20 protein-coding genes and 1 pseudogene are annotated in these 22,579 nt (G+C 63.8%); 18 read left to right on the forward strand and 3 right to left on the reverse strand.

Translation table 11 applies throughout. The features are described 5' to 3' along the window. Window positions 1–70 precede the first annotated feature (70 nt). The gene (locus tag AC07R1_RS23315) at window positions 71–1,081 is read left to right on the forward strand and encodes a class 1 fructose-bisphosphatase (protein ID WP_011058768.1); all 1,011 of its coding nucleotides are present in this window, start codon (window positions 71–73) and stop codon (window positions 1,079–1,081) included. Between the two features lie 3 nt (window positions 1,082–1,084). Next, window positions 1,085–1,687 carry a DUF924 family protein gene (locus tag AC07R1_RS23320; RefSeq protein WP_011058769.1) on the forward strand — a complete coding sequence of 201 codons (603 nt, stop codon included), beginning with the start codon at window positions 1,085–1,087 and terminating at the stop codon, window positions 1,685–1,687. Window positions 1,688–1,723: 36 nt separating this feature from the next. On the opposite strand, the gene AC07R1_RS23325 is transcribed toward AC07R1_RS23320, so the two are convergent. Then, window positions 1,724–2,488, reverse strand: coding sequence for a methyl-accepting chemotaxis protein (locus tag AC07R1_RS23325; protein WP_370059460.1), 765 nt, complete (start codon window positions 2,486–2,488; stop codon window positions 1,724–1,726). Window positions 2,489–2,581: 93 nt separating this feature from the next. Further along, a pseudogene (locus tag AC07R1_RS23330) lies at window positions 2,582–3,688 on the reverse strand (HAMP domain-containing protein); the annotation flags it as partial. 210 nt (window positions 3,689–3,898) lie between these two features. Between AC07R1_RS23330 and AC07R1_RS23335 the strand changes: the two are divergent. Together AC07R1_RS23335 and AC07R1_RS23340 are read left to right on the forward strand one after the other, a co-directional pair. Beyond that, on the forward strand, window positions 3,899–4,153 hold the full coding sequence (locus AC07R1_RS23335; protein WP_011058771.1) for a hypothetical protein: 255 nt from the start codon (window positions 3,899–3,901) through the stop codon (window positions 4,151–4,153). A gap of 36 nt (window positions 4,154–4,189) precedes the next feature. Further along, window positions 4,190–4,759 carry a lipocalin family protein gene (locus tag AC07R1_RS23340; protein WP_011058772.1) on the forward strand — a complete coding sequence of 190 codons (570 nt, stop codon included), beginning with the start codon at window positions 4,190–4,192 and terminating at the stop codon, window positions 4,757–4,759. Between the two features lie 81 nt (window positions 4,760–4,840). On the opposite strand, the gene AC07R1_RS23345 is transcribed toward AC07R1_RS23340, so the two are convergent. Continuing rightward, a complete protein-coding gene (locus AC07R1_RS23345) occupies window positions 4,841–6,205 on the reverse strand; it encodes a formimidoylglutamate deiminase (RefSeq protein ID WP_011058773.1) in 1,365 nt (454 codons plus the stop codon). 107 nt (window positions 6,206–6,312) lie between these two features. Between AC07R1_RS23345 and hutC the strand changes: the two genes are divergently transcribed. The 14 genes from hutC to dtd all read left to right on the forward strand — a co-directional run bounded on the left by hutC (window position 6,313) and on the right by dtd (window position 22,552). Then, window positions 6,313–7,062 (forward strand): histidine utilization transcriptional repressor HutC, encoded by a 750-nt coding sequence (gene hutC / locus AC07R1_RS23350; RefSeq protein WP_011058774.1) that lies wholly within the window; start codon window positions 6,313–6,315, stop codon window positions 7,060–7,062. After that, window positions 7,059–7,631 (forward strand): HutD/Ves family protein, encoded by a 573-nt coding sequence (locus AC07R1_RS23355; RefSeq protein ID WP_011058775.1) that lies wholly within the window; start codon window positions 7,059–7,061, stop codon window positions 7,629–7,631. The genes hutC and AC07R1_RS23355 overlap by 4 nt, the downstream gene beginning before the upstream one ends. Window positions 7,632–8,035: 404 nt before the next feature. Next, entirely contained in the window at window positions 8,036–9,718 is a 1,683-nt protein-coding gene (hutU, locus tag AC07R1_RS23360) for a urocanate hydratase (RefSeq protein ID WP_011058776.1), read from the forward strand. Between the two features lie 110 nt (window positions 9,719–9,828). Beyond that, a complete protein-coding gene (locus tag AC07R1_RS23365; RefSeq protein ID WP_011058777.1) occupies window positions 9,829–11,298 on the forward strand; it encodes a purine-cytosine permease family protein in 1,470 nt (489 codons plus the stop codon). A gap of 75 nt (window positions 11,299–11,373) precedes the next feature. Beyond that, window positions 11,374–12,339 (forward strand): ABC transporter substrate-binding protein, encoded by a 966-nt coding sequence (locus AC07R1_RS23370; RefSeq protein WP_457819094.1) that lies wholly within the window; start codon window positions 11,374–11,376, stop codon window positions 12,337–12,339. A gap of 71 nt (window positions 12,340–12,410) precedes the next feature. Next, entirely contained in the window at window positions 12,411–13,262 is an 852-nt protein-coding gene (locus tag AC07R1_RS23375; protein ID WP_011058779.1) for an ABC transporter permease, read from the forward strand. Beyond that, window positions 13,259–14,089, forward strand: coding sequence for a quaternary amine ABC transporter ATP-binding protein (locus AC07R1_RS23380; protein WP_011058780.1), 831 nt, complete (start codon window positions 13,259–13,261; stop codon window positions 14,087–14,089). Before AC07R1_RS23375 ends, AC07R1_RS23380 begins: the two co-directional genes overlap by 4 nt. An 80-nt stretch (window positions 14,090–14,169) precedes the next feature. Beyond that, entirely contained in the window at window positions 14,170–15,693 is a 1,524-nt protein-coding gene (locus AC07R1_RS23385) for an HAL/PAL/TAL family ammonia-lyase (RefSeq protein WP_368995091.1), read from the forward strand. A gap of 117 nt (window positions 15,694–15,810) precedes the next feature. Next, on the forward strand, window positions 15,811–17,349 hold the full coding sequence (gene hutH, locus AC07R1_RS23390; protein ID WP_019095429.1) for a histidine ammonia-lyase: 1,539 nt from the start codon (window positions 15,811–15,813) through the stop codon (window positions 17,347–17,349). A 156-nt stretch (window positions 17,350–17,505) separates the two neighbouring features. Next, on the forward strand, window positions 17,506–18,918 hold the full coding sequence (locus AC07R1_RS23395) for an amino acid permease (RefSeq protein WP_015633849.1): 1,413 nt from the start codon (window positions 17,506–17,508) through the stop codon (window positions 18,916–18,918). Window positions 18,919–18,928: 10 nt separating this feature from the next. Then, window positions 18,929–20,134, forward strand: coding sequence for an imidazolonepropionase (gene hutI, locus AC07R1_RS23400; RefSeq protein ID WP_041115309.1), 1,206 nt, complete (start codon window positions 18,929–18,931; stop codon window positions 20,132–20,134). Window positions 20,135–20,144: 10 nt separating this feature from the next. After that, window positions 20,145–20,945, forward strand: coding sequence for an N-formylglutamate deformylase (gene hutG, locus AC07R1_RS23405; protein WP_019095427.1), 801 nt, complete (start codon window positions 20,145–20,147; stop codon window positions 20,943–20,945). 201 nt (window positions 20,946–21,146) lie between these two features. Further along, window positions 21,147–22,118, forward strand: a complete 972-nt coding sequence (gene pip, locus AC07R1_RS23410; protein ID WP_011058786.1) for a prolyl aminopeptidase — start codon at window positions 21,147–21,149, stop codon at window positions 22,116–22,118. Next, a complete protein-coding gene (gene dtd / locus AC07R1_RS23415; RefSeq protein WP_015633852.1) occupies window positions 22,115–22,552 on the forward strand; it encodes a D-aminoacyl-tRNA deacylase in 438 nt (145 codons plus the stop codon). The genes pip and dtd overlap by 4 nt, the downstream gene beginning before the upstream one ends. Window positions 22,553–22,579 lie beyond the last annotated feature (27 nt).

The following is a 22,579-nucleotide window of genomic DNA, read 5'->3' on the forward strand; positions in this document are numbered from 1 at the left end:
AGGAGGAAATGCGCCTCGACTCGCGTTAAACTGCGCGGGTTTTTAGCCCCCCATTCCTCCGGAGCCTTCCATGTCCCGCGTTACCCTGAGTCGCTATTTGATTGAGCAGACCCGCAGCAACAACACTCCTGCCGATCTGCGCTTCCTGATCGAAGTGGTGGCGCGTGCTTGCAAGGAGATCAGCCACGCCGTTTCCAAGGGCGCCCTGGGCGGTGTCCTGGGCAGCATGGGCACGGAAAACGTGCAGGGCGAAGTGCAGAAGAAGCTCGACGTGATCTCCAACGAGATCCTGCTCGAAGCCAACGAATGGGGCGGCCACCTGGCCGGCATGGCGTCCGAGGAAATGGACAATGCCTACCAGATCCCGGGCAAGTACCCCAAAGGCGCCTACCTGCTGGTATTCGACCCGCTGGACGGCTCCTCGAACATCGATATCAACGCACCGGTCGGCACCATTTTCTCGGTACTGCGCTGCCCGAACGAGTACCTGAGCCAGAACGAAGCCCTGAATGAAAAGGCCTTCCTGCAGCCGGGCACCCAGCAGGTCGCCGCCGGTTACGCCATCTACGGCCCGCAGACCATGCTGGTGCTGACCCTGGGCGACGGCGTCAAAGGCTTCACCCTGGACCGCGAAATGGGCAGCTTCGTCCTGACCCACGAAGACATCAAGATTCCGGAATCCACCCAGGAATTCGCCATCAACATGTCCAACGAGCGTCACTGGGAAGCCCCGGTCAAGCGCTACGTGGAAGAACTGCTGGCGGGCGACACCGGCCCGCTGAAAAAGAACTACAACATGCGCTGGGTCGCGGCGATGGTGGCTGACGTGCACCGTATCCTGACCCGTGGCGGCCTGTTCATGTACCCACGGGACAGCCGCGAGCCGGAAAAACCGGGCAAGCTGCGCCTGATGTACGAAGCCAACCCGATGTCGTTCCTGGTGGAACAGGCCGGCGGCGCGTCCACCGATGGTCACAAGCGCATTCTCGACATTCAGCCTGAAGGCCTGCACCAGCGTGTGGCGGTGTTCCTCGGCTCGAAGGAAGAAGTGGCCCGCGTGACCGGCTACCACAAGGAATAAATCATGAGCGCGCCCTGGCAGCCTCTGCTTGATTGGTGGTTCGGTTCAGCCGAAAAGCCGGCGGAGATTGTCGCTGCCAAGGGCCGGTTGTGGTTTGGCAAGCGCGACAGCCAGGACCTCGAAGCGCGTCAGCGTTTCGCCGGCCTGGTGGAGCAGGCCCTGGCTGGCGGTTTGACCGAATGGGCGCAAAGCCCCCAAGGTTGGCTGGCCATGGTGCTGTTGCTCGACCAACTGCCACGGATGATCTATCGCGACACTCCCAAGGCATTTGCCGGCGACCTGCGTGCCCAGGCACTGGTGGCCCAGGGTATCGCCGCGGATTTTGACCGGCGCCTGCCGGCCATGCAGCGCTGCTTCATCTACCTGGTGTTCGAGCACTGCGAAAACCTGGCGGTGCAGAACGAGAGCGTTTCACGCTTTACCGCCCTGCATGATGAACAGCCAGCGGACGAGCGTGCAGTGTTTGCCGACAACCTGGACTACGCCGAACGGCACCAGAAAGTCATTGCCCGCTTTGGGCGCTTCCCCCATCGCAATGCCATCCTGGGCCGCGAATCCACGGCCGAGGAACTGGCTTTCCTGCGCGAGCCCGGTTCGCGTTTTTAAGGGCACTTTCGTCGGCAAGCCGGCGAGGCTGTTCCTTTAAATACGGAAACTGCCCACCAGATGCTGCAGGCGCTTGGCCTGCTGCTCCAGGTCGGCGCAGGCGCGCAAGGTGGCCTGGAGGTTTTCCACGCCTTCCTGGTTGAGGGTGTTGATCTCGGTGATGTCGACGTTGATCGACTCCACCACGGCGGTCTGCTCCTCGGTGGCGGTGGCCACCGACTGGTTCATGCCGTCGATCTCGCCGATGCGCTGGGTCACGCTGCCCAGGCGCTCGCCGGCCTGGTTGGCAATGCCCACGCTGTTCTCGCTCTCGCGTTGGCTTTCGGTCATGGTGCCCACCGCTTCACGGGCGCCTACCTGCAGTTCCTCGATCATCTTCTGCACTTGCTGCGCCGAATCCTGGGTGCGGTGGGCGAGGTTGCGCACCTCGTCCGCTACCACTGCGAAGCCGCGCCCGGCTTCACCGGCGCGGGCGGCTTCGATGGCGGCGTTGAGGGCCAGCAGGTTGGTCTGCTGGGAGATGCTGGTGATCACTTCCAGAATCTGCCCGATGTTCACCGTGCTGCTGTTGAGGGTTTCGATGTTGTCGCAGGAGCTGCTGATCTTGGCCGACAGCTGGTGCATCGCGGCGATGGTCTTGTCCACTACCTGCTGGCCGTCTTCCGCCAGGCTGCGGGCGTCGCTGGAGTGCTGCGAGGCCAGGGCTGCGTTCTGGGCGATTTCCTGGGCGGCGGCGCCCAGCTGGTTGATGGCTGCGGCCACGCTGCTGGTGCGCGAGGCCTGCTGGTCGGAGTTGAACATCGACGAATTGGAGGCAGCCACGACCCGCAGGGCCACTTCGTTGACCTGGCCGGTGGCCGAGGACACTTCGCGGATCGAGCTGTGGATGCGTTCGACGAAACGGTTGAACGACACTCCCAGGGTGCCGAATTCGTCGTGGCCGTGGATCACCAGGCGTTTGGTCAGGTCGCCTTCACCTTCGGCGATATCGTGCATGGCCCGGCCCATCAGGTGCAGGGGCTGCATCAGCATGCGGATCAGCATGCCCAGCAGGCTGATGATGATCACCACGGCAATGGCCATGGCGATGATGGCCGAGGTGCGGAACTCGCTGAGCATGGCGAAGGCGGTGTCCTGGTCCAGGACCAGGGCCACGTACCAATCGGCCGAGGGCACGCCATTGACGTGGGTGAAGGAAATGAACTGGGTCTTGCCGCCCTGCTGCACTTCTTTCAGGCCCGGGCTGACGTTCGGCGCTGCGTTGGGGTAGGCCTCGCTCAGGTTCTTGAGCACCAGCTTGCTGTCAGGGTGGATGAGGATCTTGCCCTCGGCACTGACGATGAAGGCATGGCCGTGGCCGCCGAAGTTCAGTGAGTTGATGATGGCGCTGACGCTCGACAGGTCGATGTCGGCACCGGCCACGCCGATCATCTGGTTCTGGTGCTGTACCGGGGTGGCGACGGTGATCACCAGCTTGCCCGACGAGGCGGCGATGTAGGGTTCGGTGACGATGGTCCGCTGGGCGCCGGTGGCTGCCTTGTACCAGCCGCGGGCGCGGGGGTCGTAATCGGCGGCGCGGTTGCCGGCCGGTACCGAGAACATCACGCCGTCCTGGCCCCCGAAGTAGCTGAGCTGGAAGTTGCCGGTGTAGGCGGGCAGGCCGACGCTGCGTTTCAGGCTATCGGCGCCGCTGCCGTCCACGGCGATCTGCTGGGCCAGGGATTGCAGGAGCTGGATGCGGCTCTCCAGCCAGGTCTGGATGTTGCTGGTGGTCAGGCTGCCCAGTTCCTGCATCGAGGCTTCGGTGCTGCTGCGCAGGGCCTCTCGCTGTCGATAGTCGTTGAACAGAATAAAACAGGCGAACGCAACGGCAACCACAAGGGCGGCGGCGAGCAGGATCTTGTGGCTGAACTTCATATTTCTGGTCATTAAATGAACTACCGCGAGGGGCTGGTCAACGAGGGGCGTCAATTTGCCACAGTGGAGGGCTTTGCGCTGCATCTTATGTCGACTGGCCACCACTGAAAATGAGGGGCAGATGCACAAAGCCGACGAACTGTCAGGTGCGGCAAAAAGGTCCTTGATTTACGAGGCAATTGCCCGGTTTGCCAGGCAAGAAATACCCGTCTCCCCGGGGAACCAGAAGGGGGTTTTCTCTTCTAAGCTTCTGGTTGGCTGACAGGCCTTCCCCCTTTTGTTCAGGAGTTCACCATGTCCCTGCGTTCTCTCGCTCTGTTGTCGTTCTGCGTGCTGCTGGCCGCGTGCAGCAAGGTCAATCAGGAAAACTATTCCAAGCTGTCGGCGGGTATGCCCAAGGCCGAGGTCGAACAACTCCTGGGCAAGCCGACTGACTGTTCGGGCGCGCTGGGCATGTCCAGCTGCACCTGGGGTGACAAGAACAGCTTTATCAGCGTGCAGTACGCCGGTGACAAGGTTCTGATGTTTTCCGGGCAAGGCCTGAAGTAAAAAAAACCGGGGCTTCGGGCCCACGGGAGAAAAATAATGATGCGTTTTGCTGTCACTCTTCTGGTCGGCCTGCTCTTGGCCGGCTGCGCCACGTCCCGGGACGATTCGCTGGCGCCCAAGACCGTCAACCACGTCGATCTCAAGCGTTATCAGGGCACCTGGTACGAGCTGGCGCGGTTGCCCATGTACTTCCAGCGCAACTGTGCGCAATCCGAGGCTCGCTATACCCTGCTGCCGGAGGGCAACGTGGCGGTGCTCAATCGCTGCCTGACGCCGGAATGGAAATGGGAAGAGGCCCGTGGTACGGCCACGCCTCAAGTGCCGGGCAAGACCGACAAGCTGTGGGTGGAGTTCGATAACTGGTTCTCGCGGCTGCTGCCGGGCGCTACCAAGGGCGACTACTGGGTGTTGTACGTCAGCGATGACTACAAGACCGCGATTGTCGGCAACCCGAACCGCCGTTACCTGTGGCTGCTGTCGCGGACCAAGGAGGTCAACGAAACGGTGCGCGAGGAGCTGCTGAGCAAGGCTCGCCAGCAGGGGTATGACACCACGCGGCTGATCTGGCGGGTGTCGGACTCGGCCATGGCCAAGACCTCGAAATAAGCTCATCCGCAGGAGCCGGCTGGCCGGCGAAGGCGCTCGTGAGAATGCTTTCGCCGGCCAGCGGGCTCCTACAGGTCGGGGTTAGTTGAGCAGGTCACGCAGGACCTGGGTGAAGGCCCGGCTGCTGTCTTCTTCGGCGGCGTGACGCCCGTCGCGCACGACCCACTGCCCACCCACCATCACATCGCGCACCTGACGGTCGCCGCCGGCGAACAGCCAGCGGTTGAGAATCCCGTCGCCGTCGGCGGTGGCCAGGTAGGGGTCGTTGCCATCCAGCACCAGCCAGTCGGCGCGGGTACCCACGGCCAGGGCGCCAATGCCTTGTCCCAGGGCCTGGGCCCCGCCATCCAGCGCGGCGTCGTACAGGGTCCGGCCGACCATGGGCTGGTCGGCGCGGTACAGGCGGTTGCGGCGCTGGTCCCGCAGGCGCTGGCCGTACTCCAGCCAGCGCAGTTCTTCCACCACGCTCAAGGACACATGGCTGTCGGAGCCGATGCCCAGGCGCCCGCCCTGGGCCAGGAAGTCCACCGCCGGGAAAATACCGTCGCCCAGGTTGGCCTCGGTGGTCAGGCACAGGCCGGCGATGGCCCGGCTTCTGGCCATGAGGCTGACTTCCTCGGGGTTGGCGTGGGTGGCGTGGACCAGGCACCAGCGCTGATCCACCGCGACGTTTTCATACAGCCACTGCAATGGACGCCGGCCGCTCCAGCTCAGGCAGTCGTCGACTTCCTTCTGCTGCTCGGCGATGTGGATATGCACCGGGCAATGGCGATCACTGGCAGCCAGCACTTCGCTGATCTGCTGTGGCGTGACCGCTCGCAACGAGTGAAAGCACAGGCCCAGTTGCTGGTTGGCCTGCTGCGCCAGCAGCGGCTGCAAGTGCTGTTGCAGCTTGAGGTAGTTTTCCGTGCTGTTGATGAAGCGGCGCTGGCCGTCATTCGGTGCCTGGCCACCAAAGCCTGCGTGGCTGTAGAGCACTGGCAGCAGGGTCAGGCCGATACCGCTGCCGGCGGCGGCCTGGCTGATGCGTCGGGACAGTTCGGCGGGGTCGGCGTAGGGCTTGCCGTCGCTGTCGTGATGCACGTAGTGGAATTCAGCTACCGAGGTGTAGCCGGCCTTGAGCATTTCGATATACAGCTGCCGGGCGATGACTTCCAACTGCTCGGGATTGATCTTGCCCACCAGGCGGTACATCAGGTCGCGCCAGGTCCAGAAGCTGTCATTGGGGTTGCCGGCCACTTCCGCCAGCCCGGCCATGGCCCGCTGGAATGCATGGGAGTGCAGGTTGGGCATGCCCGGCAGCAGCGGGCCCTTGAGCCGTTCCGCGCCGTCTGCGCTGGCGTTGGCCTGGATCTGTGTCAGTTGGCCGTTAGCGCTGACTTCAAGGCGTACATGGTTGGCCCAGCCATCAGGCAGCAGTGCACGTTCGGCGAAAAAGGCGGACATGGTTCAAGCACCCTATCGTTTGTTATTTGTATATACATATACAGACGTTTGCCTGCCCGGTAAACTCCGGCAAGCTAGCCACCTTTATCGATCAACAAGGATTTCCTGTGCCGACTCCGCCTGCCAAATCGCCGCTGGCTGCCCACTTGGGCGATAGTCCGGCGCCCTTGTACGCCCGCGTCAAACAGATGATCACCCAGCAGATCGAGAGCGGAAACTGGCCGCCGCACTACCGTGTTCCCTCGGAAAGCGAGCTGGTCAATCAGCTGGGTTTCAGCCGCATGACCATCAACCGCGCGCTGCGCGAGATGACGGCCGAAGGCATGCTGGTGCGGATGCAGGGCGTGGGCACTTTCGTCGCCGAACCCAAGAGCCAGTCCGCCCTGTTCGAAGTGCACAACATTGCCGACGAGATCGCGTCCCGCGGTCATCGCCACACCTGCCAGGTGATCACCCTGGGCGAGGAAGCCGCCGGTTCCGAGCGTGCCCTGGCCCTGGACATGCGTGAAGGGCAGAAGGTCTTCCACTCGCTGATCGTGCATTTCGAGAACGACATCCCGGTGCAGATCGAGGACCGTTTCGTCAACGCCCTGGTGGCGCCGGAGTACCTCAAGCAGGACTTCACCCTGCAGACTCCCTACGCCTATCTGTCCCAGGTCGCGCCCCTGACCGAGGGCGAGCATGTGGTGGAGGCGATTCTCGCCGAAGCCGAAGAATGCCGGCTGCTGCAGATCGAGCGGGGCGAGCCTTGCCTGCTGATTCGCCGTCGCACCTGGTCCGGGCGCCAGCCGGTGACCGCCGCGCGGCTGATCCACCCCGGTTCCCGTCATCGTCTGGAAGGGCGCTTTCACAAATGATCCAGCTCACCCATCTGCGTGCCGCCGACTACCCACGCATGCCCTGGAAAAACGGTGGAGGCAGCACCGAAGAGATTGCCCGGGATACCGGTGACGGCCTGGACGGTTTCGGCTGGCGCCTGTCGATTGCCGATATCGCCGAGTCCGGCGGGTTTTCCAGTTTTGCCGGTTACCAGCGGGTCATCACCGTGCTCCAGGGCGCGGGCATGCAACTGACCATCGATGGCGAGGATGTGCGGCCGCTGTTGCCTCTGGACGCCTTTGCCTTCAGCGGCGCCAGCCAGGTCGATTGCACACTGCTGGAGGGGGCGATCCGCGACTTCAACCTGATCTATTGCCCACAGCGCTACGTCGCCCGTTTGCAGTGGCTCGATGGCCAGCAGCGGTTTTTCACCCAGGCGCACACCTTGTTGCTGTTCAGTGCTGCCGAGCAAGCCTGGGTGGATACCGGTAGCGCACCGGTGCAAGCACTGGGGCGTTATGACTGCCTGCGCCTGGAAGGCAATCGCGGGCTGCTGGAAGTCGCCCTGGACGGGCTGTGCTGCGTGATCGAACTCACCGCCCGCTGATTCATCGCGTCTTGCCGCAGGCCGGGATACGGCCTGCGGATGCTGCAAACCTCCTTTCTTTATTCGTGCTTGGTTGCCCTCGGCTTCGTGCGGGGTCCTGCGTGCCTGCGCCGGCGCGCCTGCTGTTTCTTGCGCGCACTCATTTGTTACCGAACGCCCCAGCTCGGCGCAAAAGCCCATCCTGGTAACAGCCGCGCGCGTGGCAAAAAACCTTCGCTGAAAATTTATCTTTGGTTGAAAGCCCCGTTCTACAAGGCCTGCGATGTGTTCGTCAGGTTTATGAGAATGATCTCAAGGGAGTTGGCCGCTTGATTGCATATGCTTGTATGTACAAGTAAATATGTGTGCGTAAGAGTCGATGGAATCCTCTTCGCACCTTGGACTCATCGCCGAGGAGTTTTTCCGTGACCGACAGCAAGCCAACTAAATACCGTAACGTCGAAATCCGTGCTGCACGCGGCAACAAGCTGACCGCCAAGAGCTGGCTGACCGAAGCGCCGCTGCGCATGTTGATGAACAACCTCGACCCGGAAGTTGCCGAGAACCCCAAGGAGCTGGTGGTGTACGGCGGCATCGGCCGCGCGGCGCGCAACTGGGAGTGCTACGACAAGATCGTCGAGGCCCTGACCCATCTGAATGACGACGAAACCCTGCTGGTGCAGTCCGGCAAGCCGGTGGGCGTGTTCAAGACCCACAGCAACGCCCCGCGGGTACTGATCGCCAACTCCAACCTGGTGCCGCACTGGGCCAGCTGGGAACACTTCAACGAACTGGATGCCAAGGGCCTGGCCATGTACGGCCAGATGACCGCCGGCAGCTGGATCTACATCGGCAGCCAGGGCATCGTCCAGGGCACCTATGAAACCTTCGTCGAAGCCGGCCGCCAGCATTACGATTCCAACCTCAAGGGCCGTTGGGTGCTGACTGCGGGTCTGGGCGGCATGGGCGGTGCCCAGCCACTGGCCGCGACCCTGGCCGGAGCCTGCTCGCTGAACATCGAGTGCCAGCAGACCAGCATCGACTTCCGCCTCAAGACCCGCTACGTCGACGAGCAGGCCACCGACCTGGACGACGCCCTGGCGCGGATCAAGAAATACACCGCCGAAGGCCGTGCCATCTCCATTGCCCTGTGCGGCAACGCTGCCGAGATCCTGCCGGAACTGGTACGCCGCGGCGTGCGCCCGGACATGGTCACCGACCAGACCAGCGCCCACGACCCGCTGAACGGCTACCTGCCCAAGGGCTGGACCTGGGAGCAGTACCGTGACCGCGCCCAGACCGAGCCGGCGGCGGTGATCAAGGCGGCCAAGCAGTCCATGGCCGTGCACGTCCAAGCCATGCTGGACTTCCAGAAAATGGGGGTTCCGACCTTCGACTACGGCAACAACATTCGCCAGATGGCCCAGGAAGAGGGCGTGGAAAACGCTTTCGACTTCCCCGGCTTCGTCCCGGCCTATATCCGTCCGCTGTTCTGCCGTGGCATCGGCCCGTTCCGCTGGGCGGCGCTGTCCGGCGATCCGCAGGACATCTACAAGACCGACGCCAAGGTCAAGGAACTGATCCCCGACGACGCCCACCTGCACAACTGGCTGGACATGGCGCGCGAGCGCATCAGCTTCCAGGGCTTGCCGGCACGGATCTGCTGGGTTGGCCTGGGCCTGCGCGCCAAGCTCGGCCTGGCCTTCAACGAAATGGTCCGCAGCGGCGAGCTGTCGGCACCGATCGTCATCGGTCGCGACCACCTGGACTCCGGTTCCGTGGCCAGCCCGAACCGTGAAACCGAATCCATGCAGGACGGTTCCGATGCCGTGTCCGACTGGCCGCTGCTCAATGCCCTGTTGAACACCGCCAGTGGCGCGACCTGGGTTTCCCTGCACCACGGCGGCGGCGTCGGCATGGGCTTCTCCCAGCATTCGGGGATGGTGATCGTCTGCGACGGCACCGATGAAGCGGCCGAGCGTATTGCCCGGGTGCTGCACAACGACCCGGCCACCGGGGTGATGCGTCACGCCGATGCCGGCTACCAGATCGCCATCGATTGCGCCAAGGAACAGGGCCTGAATCTGCCGATGATCACCGGCAAGTAACCACCGCCCTCTGTAGGAGCCAGCTTGCTGGCCAAGCATGCACCGCCTCGCGAGCCCGCTCGCTCCTACAGGGGAAATCGTCTGCAGTGCCCACTAGAGGTTCGACGTCCATGGCTTTAGCGAATGATCGTGCAAGCAACAAACCGTTGATCGAAAGGCGTTCGATCGACTACATCCCGGAAGCGGAAAGACACGGTCGTCTCTTGAGTCAATTCACCCTGTGGTTGGGCGCCAACCTGCAGATCACCGCCATTGTCACCGGCGCCCTGGCAGTGGTCCTGGGCGGTGATGTGTTCTGGTCGCTGATCGGCTTGCTGGTCGGTCAGTTGCTGGGTGGCGGGGTCATGGCCCTGCATGCCGCCCAGGGCCCGCAACTGGGGCTGCCGCAGATGATCTCCAGCCGCGTGCAGTTCGGCGTGTACGGTGCGGTGATTCCCCTGGTGCTGGTGTGCCTGATGTACGTCGGCTTTTCCGCCAGCGGTTCGCTGCTGGCGGGGCAGGCGGTGGCGCAACTGCTGCACGTCGAAGACTGGGCCGGCATCCTGCTGTTCGCCGGCTCGATCATGGTCTTCACCATTTTCGGCTACCGGGTCATCCACGGCATCGGGCGGATCGCCAGCGTGCTTGGCGTGGTGGCCTTCATCTACCTGTTCTACAAGCTGCTGGCAGGCAACGACATCGCGGCCCTGCTCGGCAACAAGCATTTTTCCCTGGCCAGCTTCCTGCTGGCGGTATCGCTGTCGGCTTCCTGGCAGATCGCCTTCGGTCCTTATGTGGCGGACTACTCGCGCTACCTGCCGCGCAGCACCTCGGCGGCGAAAACCTTCTGGGCCGTAGGCCTGGGTTCGGTGATCGGGGCCCAGGCCGCGATGGTCTTCGGGGTCTTCGCGGCGGCCCTGGCCGGGTCCCAGTTCGCCCACCACGAGGTGTCGTTCATCGTCAGCCTCGGCGGTACCGGTATCGTCGCCGGCCTGCTGTATTTCGCCGTGGCCTTCGGCAAGGTCACGGTGACCACGCTGAATGCCTACGGCAGCTTCATGTCGATCGCCACCATCATCAGCGGCTTTCGCGGCAGCCGGCATATCGGCAGCGGTGTGCGCCTGTTCTACATCTTCATCATGGTCTCGCTTGCCGCCACCCTGGCACTGTTGGGCAAGGATTCGTTCCTCAAGGATTTCTCCGCCTTCATCCTGTTCCTGCTGGCGTTCTTCACGCCCTGGAGTGCGATCAACCTGGTGGATTTCTACTGCATTACCAAGGAGCGCTATGACATCCCCGCGCTGTCCAATCCGGACGGTCGCTACGGTCGCTGGAATGTCATGGGCATCAGTATCTATGTGTTCGGCGTGCTGATTCAGATGCCGTTCATTTCCACCCACTTCTACACCGGCCCCCTGGTGGCGAGCCTCGGAGATACCGACATCTCCTGGATCATCGGCCTGGTGGTGCCCGCGGCGTTGTACTACGCCTGTGCGAAGAAGTGGCATGGCGCGGTGCCCGAGCACCTGATCCTGCCAGTAGAGCAGGGCGCGCCCACCGAACAAAAAACGAGTGGGACCACCCGCGCTGCAGCGGTATGAGTCTTGATTGGACGTGGACAGGGCTGGATGCCTCTTAACTGCCGTAAGCCAACTCATGATTAGGAGCGTCACACAATGAAAATGCATAAGACCCTGCTGACCACGTTGCTGTCCATGGGCCTGCTGGCCGCTTCCGGCGCCCAGGCCGCGGGCTGGTGCGAGTCGGGCAAGGCGGTGAAGTTCGCCGGCCTGAACTGGGAAAGCGGCATGTTGCTGACCGACGTGCTGCAGCTGGTCCTGGAGAAGGGCTACGGCTGCAAGACCGACAGCCTGCCGGGCAACTCCATCACCATGGAAAACGCCCTGGGCAGCAATGACATCCAGATCTTCGCCGAAGAGTGGGTGGGCCGCAGCGAGGTGTGGAACAAGGCCGAGAAGGCCGGCAAGGTGGTGGGCGTCGGCGCGCCGGTGGTGGGTGCTGTCGAAGGCTGGTACGTCCCGCGCTACGTGATCGAAGGCGACGCCAAGCGCAAGCTCGAAGCCAAGGCCCCGGACCTGAAGAACATTGCCGACCTGGGCAAGTACGCCAGCGTGTTCAAGGACCCGGAAGAACCGAGCAAGGGGCGTTTCTACAACTGCCCGGCGGGCTGGACCTGCGAGCTGGACAACAGCGAGATGCTCAAGAGCTACGACCTGGAAAGCAGCTACACCAACTTCCGCCCGGGCACCGGCCCGGCCCTGGATGCGGCGGTACTGTCGAGCTACAAGCGCGGCGAGCCGATCCTCTTCTACTACTGGTCGCCGACCCCGCTGATGGGCCAGGTGGACCTGGTCAAGCTCGATGAGAAACCTGGCGTCGACAAGAGCGTGAGCATCAAGGTCGGCTTGTCCAGAGTCTTCCACGACGAGGCCCCGGAGCTGGTGGCGGTACTGGAAAAGGTCAACCTGCCGATCGACCTGCTCAACCAGAATCTGGCGCGCATGAGCCGCGAGCGCATCGAGTCGCCGAAACTGGCGAAACTCTTTCTCAAGGAACATCCTGAAGTCTGGCACCCATGGGTCAGTGAAGAGGCCGCCGGGAAAATCGACGCGGCCCTGTAGCCCGGGCTTTTCCTGCGGCTCCAAGGGCCGTCGGGAACCGGACAGCAACCTCCTTTGAGCGAGAGTTTCCTATGTTTCCAGAAAGCTTCACGTTTTCCATCGCCGATTGGGTCAATGGCTGGGTCGACGCCCTGGTGACCCATTATGGCGATGTGTTCCGGCACATTTCCGACACCCTGCTGTGGGCCATCGTCAACCTCGAAGGCCTGCTGCGCATGGCGCCCTGGTGGCTGATGCTGGCGATTGTCGGCGGTATCGCCTGGCACGCCACCCGCAAGCTGCTGACCACCGCGGTGATCGTCGGCCTGCTGTTCCTGGTGGGCGCGGTGGGGCTGTGGGACAAGCTGATGCAGACCCTGGCGCTGATGCTGGTGGCGACCCTGATCTCGGTGCTGATCGGCATCCCCCTGGGGATCCTCTCGGCCCGCAGCAACCGCCTGCGCTCAGTGCTGATGCCGCTCTTGGACATCATGCAGACCATGCCCAGCTTCGTGTACCTGATCCCGGTGCTGATGCTGTTCGGCCTGGGCAAGGTGCCGGCGATCTTCGCTACGGTGATCTACGCCGCGCCGCCCTTGATCCGCCTCACCGACCTGGGGATCCGCCAGGTGGACGGCGAGGTGATGGAGGCGATCAACGCCTTCGGCGCCAACCGCTGGCAGCAGCTGTTCGGTGTGCAACTGCCCCTGGCCCTGCCGAGCATCATGGCCGGGATCAACCAGACCACGATGATGGCCCTGTCGATGGTGGTGATCGCCTCGATGATCGGTGCCCGTGGCCTGGGCGAGGATGTGCTGGTGGGGATCCAGACCCTCAACGTCGGGCGCGGCCTGGAAGCGGGGCTGGCGATCGTGATTCTGGCGGTGGTGATCGACCGCATTACCCAGGCCTACGGTCGTCCGCGCCATGAGGTGAGCAAATGAGCAGCGCTGCCATCAGCAAGATCGAAGTGAGGAACGTCTTCAAGATTTTCGGCAGTCGCCCTGCCGATGCCCTGGCGATGATCCGCCAAGGCAAGGGCAAGGACCAGGTGCTGGCCGAGACCGGCTGTGTGGTCGGGGTCAACGACCTGTCCCTGAGCATCGGCACCGGCGAGATCTTCGTCATCATGGGCCTGTCCGGCTCTGGCAAGTCGACCCTGGTGCGCCACTTCAACCGCCTGATCGACCCCACCAGCGGCGCGATCCTGGTGGACGGCGAGGACATCCTGCAATACGACATGGAGGCCCTGCGCCAGTTTCGCCGGCACAAGATCAGCATGGTGTTCCAGAGCTTCGGCCTGCTGCCCCACCGCAATGTGCAGGACAATGTTGCCTACGGCCTCAAGGTGCGCGGCGAGAGCAAGGCACTGTGTGCCGAGCGTGCCTTGCACTGGATCAACACCGTGGGCCTCAAGGGCTACGAGAACAAGTACCCGCACCAGCTGTCCGGCGGCATGCGCCAGCGGGTCGGCCTGGCCCGGGCCTTGGCGGCGGACACCGACATCATTCTCATGGACGAAGCCTTCAGCGCCCTCGACCCGCTGATCCGCGCAGAAATGCAGGACCAGTTGCTGGAGCTGCAGAAGACGCTGCACAAGACCATCGTCTTCATCACCCATGACCTGGACGAGGCCGTGCGCATCGGCAACCGCATCGCGATCCTCAAGGACGGCCGCCTGATCCAGGTGGGCACGCCCAGGGAGATCCTGCATTCACCGGCGGATGAGTACGTCGATCGTTTCGTCCAGCGTCGTGCCGCGACGGTGTAGTTCAACAGCCCACAAGCCCCGGGCCCGTAGGAGCTGGCTTGCCAGCGAAGAGGCCCCCGGATTTCACCACGAGGTTAACGATGTTCCAGGCTGAAAAGATCGTAATCGCCGACGCCCCCCTGGGTTGGCAGGATGTTGTCGCCGTCGCCCGCCACGGTGCTGAGCTCGAACTCTCGGAGCAGGCCTGGGCGCGGATCGACAATGCCCAGGCCATCGTGCGCAAAGTGGTGGACAGCGGCGAGCGCGCCTATGGCATCAGCACCGGCCTTGGGGCCTTGTGCAATGTGTTGCTGGCCGGCGAGCAGCTCAGCCAGCTGTCGCGCAATACCCTGCTCAGCCATGCCTGCGGAGTTGGCCCGGTGCTGGCCGACGAACAGACCCGGGCGATCATCTGTGCGGCCATCATCAACTACAGCCACGGCAACTCCGGGATCCACCGGCAGGTGGTCCAGGCGCTGCTGGCGCTGCTCAATCGCGGGATCACCCCGCAGGTGCCGTCGCAGGGTTCGGTGGGCTACCTGACCCACATGGCCCATATCGGCGTGGCGCTGCTCGGCGTCGGTCAGGTCAGCTATCGCGGGCACATCGTCAGCGCCGAGCAGGCCCTGGCCGAGGAAGGGCTGCAAGCGGTGCAACTGGGGGCCAAGGATGGTCTGTGCCTGGTCAACGGCACGCCGTGCATGACCGGCCTCGGTTGCCTGGCCCTGGCCGATGCCAGCCGCCTGTTGCAGTGGGCCGACGTGATCGGCGCCATGAGCTTCGAGGCCCTGCGCGGCCAGATCGCCGCCTTTGATGCCGAGATCATCGCCCTCAAGGCGCACCCCGGCATGCAGGTGGTGGGCAGCAACCTGCGGGCCTTGCTCGACCGCAGCGAGGTGATCGCTTCCAGCAAGGGCATCCGTACCCAGGACGCCCTGAGCATCCGCTCGATTCCCCAGGTGCACGGTGCTGCCCGGGATCAACTGGCCCACGCGGCCAGGCAGGTGGAAACCGAGCTCAATGCCGCCACCGACAATCCGTTGCTGCTGGGCACCCCGGACAACTATCGGGTGGTGTCCCAGGCCAACCCCCACGGCCAATCGGTGGCCCTGGCGGCGGACGTGCTGGCGATTGCCATGGCCGAGATAGGCTCCATCGCCGAGCGCCGCCTGGACCGCCTGATCAACCCCCATGTCAGTGGCCTGCCGGCGTTCCTGGTGGCCGAGCCCGGGGTCAACTCCGGGATGATGATCGTGCAGTACGTGGCGGCCTCGCTGTGCGCGCAGAACCGCCAGCTGGCACAGCCGGCGGTGCTCGACAACTTCGTCACCTCGGGCCTGCAGGAAGACCACCTGAGCCTGGGCACCAACGCCGCCCTGAAGCTGCTGCAGGTGCTGGAAAACTGCACCCAGATCCTCGCCATCGAGTACCTGCTGGCGGCCCAGGCATTCGAATTTCTCAAGGAGCAGCGCTTCGGCACCGGCACCGGCATTGCCTGGTGCCTGCTGCGCGAGCGGGTTCCGGCCTACGACCAGGACCGCTGGCTGGCCCCGGATATCGCCAGCGTGGCGGCCTTGCTCAAGGACCCGCGATTGCTCAACAAACGCTTTTCCAAGGTGCAATAAAACGGATTTCCCCATCGCCAGCGTGCCAAGGCGCCACCTGCTCAAGCTGCGGGTGGCGACGGACAACGGAAGCTTCCGGAGCGACTGGCTAGTTATTACAAAACTCTCAAAAGGAGCATGAATGTGACTGCGCTAAACCTGATTCCCGGCCAACTGACCCTGGCCCAACTGCGGGCCATCTATCAGCAGCCGTTGACCCTGACCCTGGATGGCAGCGCCTCGGCGCAGATCGACGCCAGCGTCGCCTGTGTCGAGCAGATCCTCGCCGAGAATCGTACTGCCTATGGCATCAACACCGGTTTTGGCCTGCTGGCCTCGACCCGCATTGCCAGCGCCGACCTGGAAAACCTCCAGCGCTCGCTGGTGCTGTCCCACGCCGCCGGTGTTGGCGAGCCTATCAGCGATGACCTGGTACGCCTGATCATGGTGCTCAAGGTCAACAGCCTGAGCCGTGGCTTCTCCGGGATCCGCCGCCAGGTGATCGACGCCTTGATCGCCCTGATCAACGCCGAGGTCTACCCGCACATCCCGCTCAAGGGGTCGGTGGGTGCTTCCGGCGACCTGGCGCCTTTGGCCCACATGTCCCTGGTGCTGCTGGGCGAGGGCAAGGCGCGCTACAAGGGGCAGTGGCTGGAAGCGACAGCGGCCCTGGAAGTGGCCGGCCTCAAGCCGTTGACCCTGGCCGCCAAGGAAGGCCTGGCGCTGCTCAACGGCACCCAGGTTTCCACCGCATACGCCTTGCGCGGTCTGTTCGAGGGCGAAGATCTGTTCGCCGGCGCCCTGGTGTGCGGCGGCCTGACCGTGGAAGCGGTGCTGGGTTCGCGCTCGCCATTCGACCCGCGGATTCACGCCGCTCGTGGTCAGCGCGGGCAGATCGATACCGCCGCGGCCTATCGCGCGTTGCTGGGGGACAGCACCGAGGTATCCGCGTCGCACAAGAATTGCGACAAGGTCCAGGACCCGTATTCCCTGCGTTGCCAGCCACAAGTGATGGGCGCCTGCCTGACCCAGTTGCGCCAGGCTGCCGAAGTGCTGGTGGTGGAAGCCAACGCCGTGTCGGACAACCCGCTGGTGTTCGCCGCCGAAGGTGACGTGATTTCCGGTGGCAACTTCCACGCCGAGCCGGTGGCCATGGCCGCCGACAACATGGCCCTGGCCATCGCCGAGATCGCCTCCCTGAGCGAACGGCGGATCTCGCTGATGATGGACAAGCACATGTCCCAGCTGCCGCCGTTCCTGGTGGCCAATGGCGGGGTCAACTCCGGCTTCATGATCGCCCAGGTCACCGCCGCGGCCCTGGCCAGCGAGAACAAGGCCCTGGCCCACCCGCACTCGGTGGACAGCATCCCTACCTCTGCCAACCAGGAAGACCACGTCTCCATGGCCCCGGCCGCCGGCAAGCGCTTGTGGGAAATGGCCGAGAACACCCGTGGTGTCCTGGCTGTGGAATGGCTGGCGGCCTGCCAGGGGCTGGACCTGCGCGAAGGCCTGAAAACCTCGCCGACCCTGGAAAAGGCCCGTGCCACCTTGCGCGAGAAAGTGGCGTACTACGAGAAGGACCGCTTCTTTGCACCGGACATCAACGCCGCCAGTGAGTTGCTGGCTTCGCGTTGCCTGAACGGGCTGCTGCCAGCCCGGTTGTTGCCGAGCCTGTAATGCACGCCGGGCCGCCAGGCAGCTTCGCGCTCGGCGTGGAGCTGCGGCCCGTGCTGGTTGGCTTTACCTGCAAGACAGGCGCGGAGCGTCTGCTTCCTCCGCCCCGCACCCCTGCGCGGGGCGGACTTGTCCGATAACAATAAAAGGGACGATGACATGCAATCGCAAGACAGTGGACTACGCCGAGGGCTGACAGCCCGCCATATACGCTTCATGGCCTTGGGGTCGGCCATCGGTACAGGATTGTTCTACGGTTCGGCCTCGGCCATCCAGATGGCCGGGCCCGCCGTGTTGCTGGCCTACCTGATCGGTGGCGCGGCGGTTTTCATGGTGATGCGCGCCCTCGGGGAGATGGCCGTGCACAACCCGGTGTCCGGTTCGTTCGGGCATTACGCCAGCCAGTACCTGGGGCCGTTGCCGGGCTTCATCCTGGGGTGGACCTACGCCTTCGAGATGTTGATCGTGTGCCTGGCGGACGTGACTGCCTTTGGCATCTACATGGGCTTCTGGTTTCCCGAAGTGGCGCGCTGGATCTGGGTGCTGGGCATCGTGCTGTTCATCGGTGGCCTGAACCTGTGCAACGTCAAGGTGTTCGGCGAGATGGAGTTCTGGCTGTCGCTGCTCAAGGTCGGGGCGATCGTCGCGATGATCCTGGGGGGCTTGGGCATCATGCTCTTCGGTATCAGCAGCGCCGCGCAGGACCAGGCCACTGGCGCCGCCAACCTCTGGGCCCACGGCGGCTTCATGCCCAATGGCATCAGTGGGGTGATCGCCTCGTTTGCCGTGGTGATGTTTGCCTTTGGCGGCATCGAGATCATCGGGGTCACTGCGGGCGAGGCCCAGGATCCGAAGCGGGTCATTCCCAAGGCGATCAATGCCGTGCCGCTGCGTATCCTGCTGTTCTACGTGCTGACCCTGTTCGTGCTGATGTCGATTTTCCCCTGGCCGCAGATCGGTACCCAGGGCAGCCCGTTCGTGCAGATCTTTGACAGCCTGGGCATCAGCTCGGCCGCCACTATCCTCAATATCGTGGTGATTTCGGCGGCGGTATCGGCCATCAACAGCGACATCTTCGGCGCCGGCCGGATGATGTATGGCCTGGCCCGGCAAGGGCAGGCGCCCAAGGGCTTTGCCCAGGTGTCCAAGCACGGGGTGCCGTGGATGACCGTGGTGGTGATGGCCGTGACTCTGTTGATCGGGGTGGTGCTGAACTACCTGATCCCGGAAAACATCTTCCTGCTGATCGCTTCCCTGGCCACGTTCGCCACGGTCTGGGTGTGGCTGATGATTCTCCTGACTCACGTGGCCATGCGCCGTTCGATGACCGCCGAGCAGGTGGCCCAGTTGCAGTTCAAGGTGCCATTCTGGCCTTGGGCCCCGGCGGCGGCCATTGCCTTCATGCTGTTCATCTTCGGCGTGCTGGGCTATTTCCCGAAAACCCAGGGAGCGCTGATCGTCGGCGTAGTGTGGATCGCTCTACTGATCGTGGCCTATATGCTGTGGGTCAAGCCCATGGCGGGGCAGGCCCAGGCGATCATGAGCGACGCTCCTTTACCTACTGACCATTAATGGAGGTTGGATGAAAACTCTTTGGCAACACTGCAACGTCGCCAGCATGGCCTCGGGTGTTTACTCGATCATCGAGGATGCGGCCATGGTGACGTCAGGGGCGCACATCGAGTGGATCGGCCGGCGCTCGGAGGCGCCGGCCGGCGACTACGCCCAGGTCAATGACCTGGCTGGAGCCTGGGTAACCCCGGGCTTTATCGATTGCCACACCCACACGGTATTTGGCGGCAACCGCAGTGGTGAGTTCGAGCAGCGCCTGCAAGGGGTGAGCTATGCCGAGATCGCCGCTGCCGGCGGTGGTATCGCCAGTACCGTACGGGCTACTCGGGCCGCCACCGAGGAGGAGCTGTTCGGCAGCGCCCGCAAGCGTCTGCTGAGCCTGTTGCGCGATGGCGTGACCAGCGTCGAGATCAAGTCCGGCTACGGCCTGGACCTGGCCAGCGAGCGCAAGATCCTGCGGGTGATCCGTCGCCTGGGCGAAGAGTTGCCGGTCAGCGTGCGCAGCACCTGCCTGGCGGCCCACGCCCTGCCGCCGGAATACGCCGAGCGCAGCGATGCCTACATCGAGCATATCTGCAGCGAGATGCTCCCGGCCCTCGCGGCCGAGGGGCTGGTGGACGCGGTGGATGCCTTCTGTGAATACCTGGCGTTCTCCCCGGAGCAGGTGGAGCGGGTGTTCATTGCCGCGCAACAGCTCGGCCTGCCGGTCAAGCTGCACGCCGAGCAACTGTCGTCGCTGCATGGTTCGAGCCTGGCGGCCCGCTACCATGCGCTGTCCGCCGATCACCTGGAGTTCATGACCGAGGAGGATGCAATAGCCATGGCGGCGTCCGGGACCGTGGCGGTGTTGCTGCCGGGGGCCTTCTATTTCCTCCGGGAAACCCAGCTGCCGCCAATGGAAGCCCTGCGCAAGCACGGGGTGAAGATCGCCGTGGCCAGCGACCTCAATCCCGGTACGTCACCGGCGTTGTCGCTGCGGCTGATGCTGAACATGGCCTGTACCTGTTTCCGTATGACCCCCGAGGAGGCCCTGGCCGGGGTTACCCTGCATGCGGCCCAGGCCCTGGGCATGGAAAAGACCCATGGTTCGCTGGAGGTGGGCAAGGTGGCGGACTTCGTCGCCTGGCAGATCGATCGTCCTGCCGACCTGGCCTACTGGCTGGGCGGCGATCTGGAAAAGCGCGTCGTGCGACACGGCGTTGAAGTGACTGTGTAGGAGAAGGGTTGTGGATAAGGTTCTGAATTTCAAACAAGGCCGGGTGCCGCTGCTGATCAGCATGCCCCACGCCGGTACGCGCCTGACCCCGGCGGTGGCGGCCGGGCTGGTGCCCCAGGCGCAGAGCCTGCCGGACACCGACTGGCACATTCCACGGCTGTACCAGTTCGCCCAGGAGCTGGGGGCCAGTACCCTGGCGGCCGAATATTCGCGTTTTGTCATCGACCTGAACCGCCCGTCCGATGACAAGCCCCTGTACGTGGGGGCCACCACTGGCCTGTACCCGGCCACCCTGTTCGACGGCGAGCCCTTGTTCGTCGAAGGTCAGGCGCCGTCCAGTGAGGAGCGCGAGCAGTACCTGCACGAGGTGTGGGGGCCTTACCACCGCACCCTCCAGGAAGAGCTGGCGCGGCTGAAGGCCGAATTCGGCTATGCCCTGCTGTTCGATGCCCACTCCATCCGCTCGCTGATCCCGCACCTGTTCGAAGGCAAGCTGCCGGACTTCAACCTCGGCACTTTCAATGGCGCCAGCTGTGATCCGCAACTGGCCAGCCGGCTGGAGGCGATCTGCGCCGGCCACGGCGGCTACACCCATGTGCTCAACGGGCGCTTCAAGGGCGGGCATATCACCCGCCACTACGGCAACCCGGCCGAGCATATCCATGCCGTGCAACTGGAGCTGGCGCAGAGCGCCTACATGGAAGAGTTCGAACCGTTCCGCTATCGCGAGGACCTGGCAGCACCGACCCAGGTGGTGCTCAAGGAATTGCTCCAGGGGCTGCTGGCCTGGGGGCAGGAACGTTACGCCTGACAGCAAGCGCTCCTACAGCGGGTACACGCCTTTGTGTAGGAGCGCGCTTGCTCGCGAAGCGCCTTCGACCCCCGCGCAAAACCTGAAACAACCCTGTTTTCTCCAAGGACATGCTCATTGCGTAATTCGGGTTTATGATGCCGGACGGCAGAATAAATGTAGTCCCCGCCAGGGATGAACCCGACCTCCACGGAGCGCGTAATGCAGACTTTGTACCCGCAGATCAAACCCTATGCCCGGCACGATCTGGCCGTCGACGAGCCGCACGTGCTGTATGTCGACGAAAGTGGTTCACCGGAAGGTTTGCCGGTGGTGTTCATTCATGGCGGGCCGGGGGCGGGCTGCGATGGGGCCAGCCGCTGCTACTTCGACCCGAATCTGTATCGCATCGTCACGTTCGACCAGCGCGGTTGCGGGCGTTCCACCCCCCACGCCAGCCTGGAAAACAACACCACCTGGGACCTGGTGGCGGACCTTGAGCGCATTCGCCAGCACCTGGGCATCGACAAGTGGGTGCTGTTTGGCGGCTCCTGGGGTTCGACCCTGGCCCTGGCCTATGCCCAGACCCACCCGGAGCGCGTGCTCGGCCTGATCGTGCGGGGCATCTTCCTTGCCCGGCCCCAGGAGATCCAGTGGTACTACCAGTGTGGCGCCAGCCGCCTGTTCCCCGACTACTGGCAGGACTATGTGGCGCCGATTCCCCTGGAAGAGCGGCATGACCTGGTCAGCGCCTTCCACAAGCGCCTGACCGGCACCGACCAGATCGCCCAGATGCATGCGGCCAAGGCCTGGTCGGGCTGGGAAGGGCGCACCGCGACCCTGCGCCCCAACCCGTTGGTGGTGGACCGTTTCTCCGAGCCGCAGCGGGCGCTGTCGATTGCCCGGATCGAATGCCATTACTTCACCAACAACGCCTTCCTCGAACCTGACCAGCTGATCCGTGACATGGGCAAGATCGCCCATCTGCCCGGGGTCATCGTCCATGGCCGCTACGATGTGATCTGCCCGCTGGACAACGCCTGGGAGCTGCATCAGGCCTGGCCCAACAGCGAGCTGCAGGTGATCCGCGACGCTGGCCACGCCGCCTCCGAGCCGGGTATCACCGATGCTCTGGTACGCGCCACCGACCAGATGGCGCGCCGTCTGCTCGACCTGCCGCCCGAAGAAGCATGAAGGGCCTGTTGCAGCGCGTGCGTGGCGCGCGGGTGGAAGTCGCCGGGGAAATAGTCGGCGCGGTGGACCAGGGATTGCTGGTACTGGTGGCGGTGGAGCCCGAGGACACTCGGGCCAGTGCCGACAAACTCCTGCATAAGCTGCTTAACTATCGGGTGTTCAGTGATGCCGAGGGCAAGATGAACCTGTCCCTGGCGGATGTGCAGGGCGGCTTGCTGCTGGTGTCGCAATTCACCCTGGCGGCGGACACCAAGAGCGGGCTGCGCCCGAGCTTTTCCACAGCCGCGCCGCCGGCCCTTGGCGAAGAGCTTTTTGACTACCTGGTAGTGAAGGCGCAACAGTTGCATGGCAAAGTGGCATCAGGGCGTTTTGGCGCGGACATGCAGGTGCACCTGGTCAATGATGGCCCGGTAACCTTCCTGTTACAGACCTGAAAACGCCTGAAACAGCTTTTTCCACCG

It is taken from the genome of Pseudomonas sp. GW821-FHT07F01 (assembly GCF_059418825.1).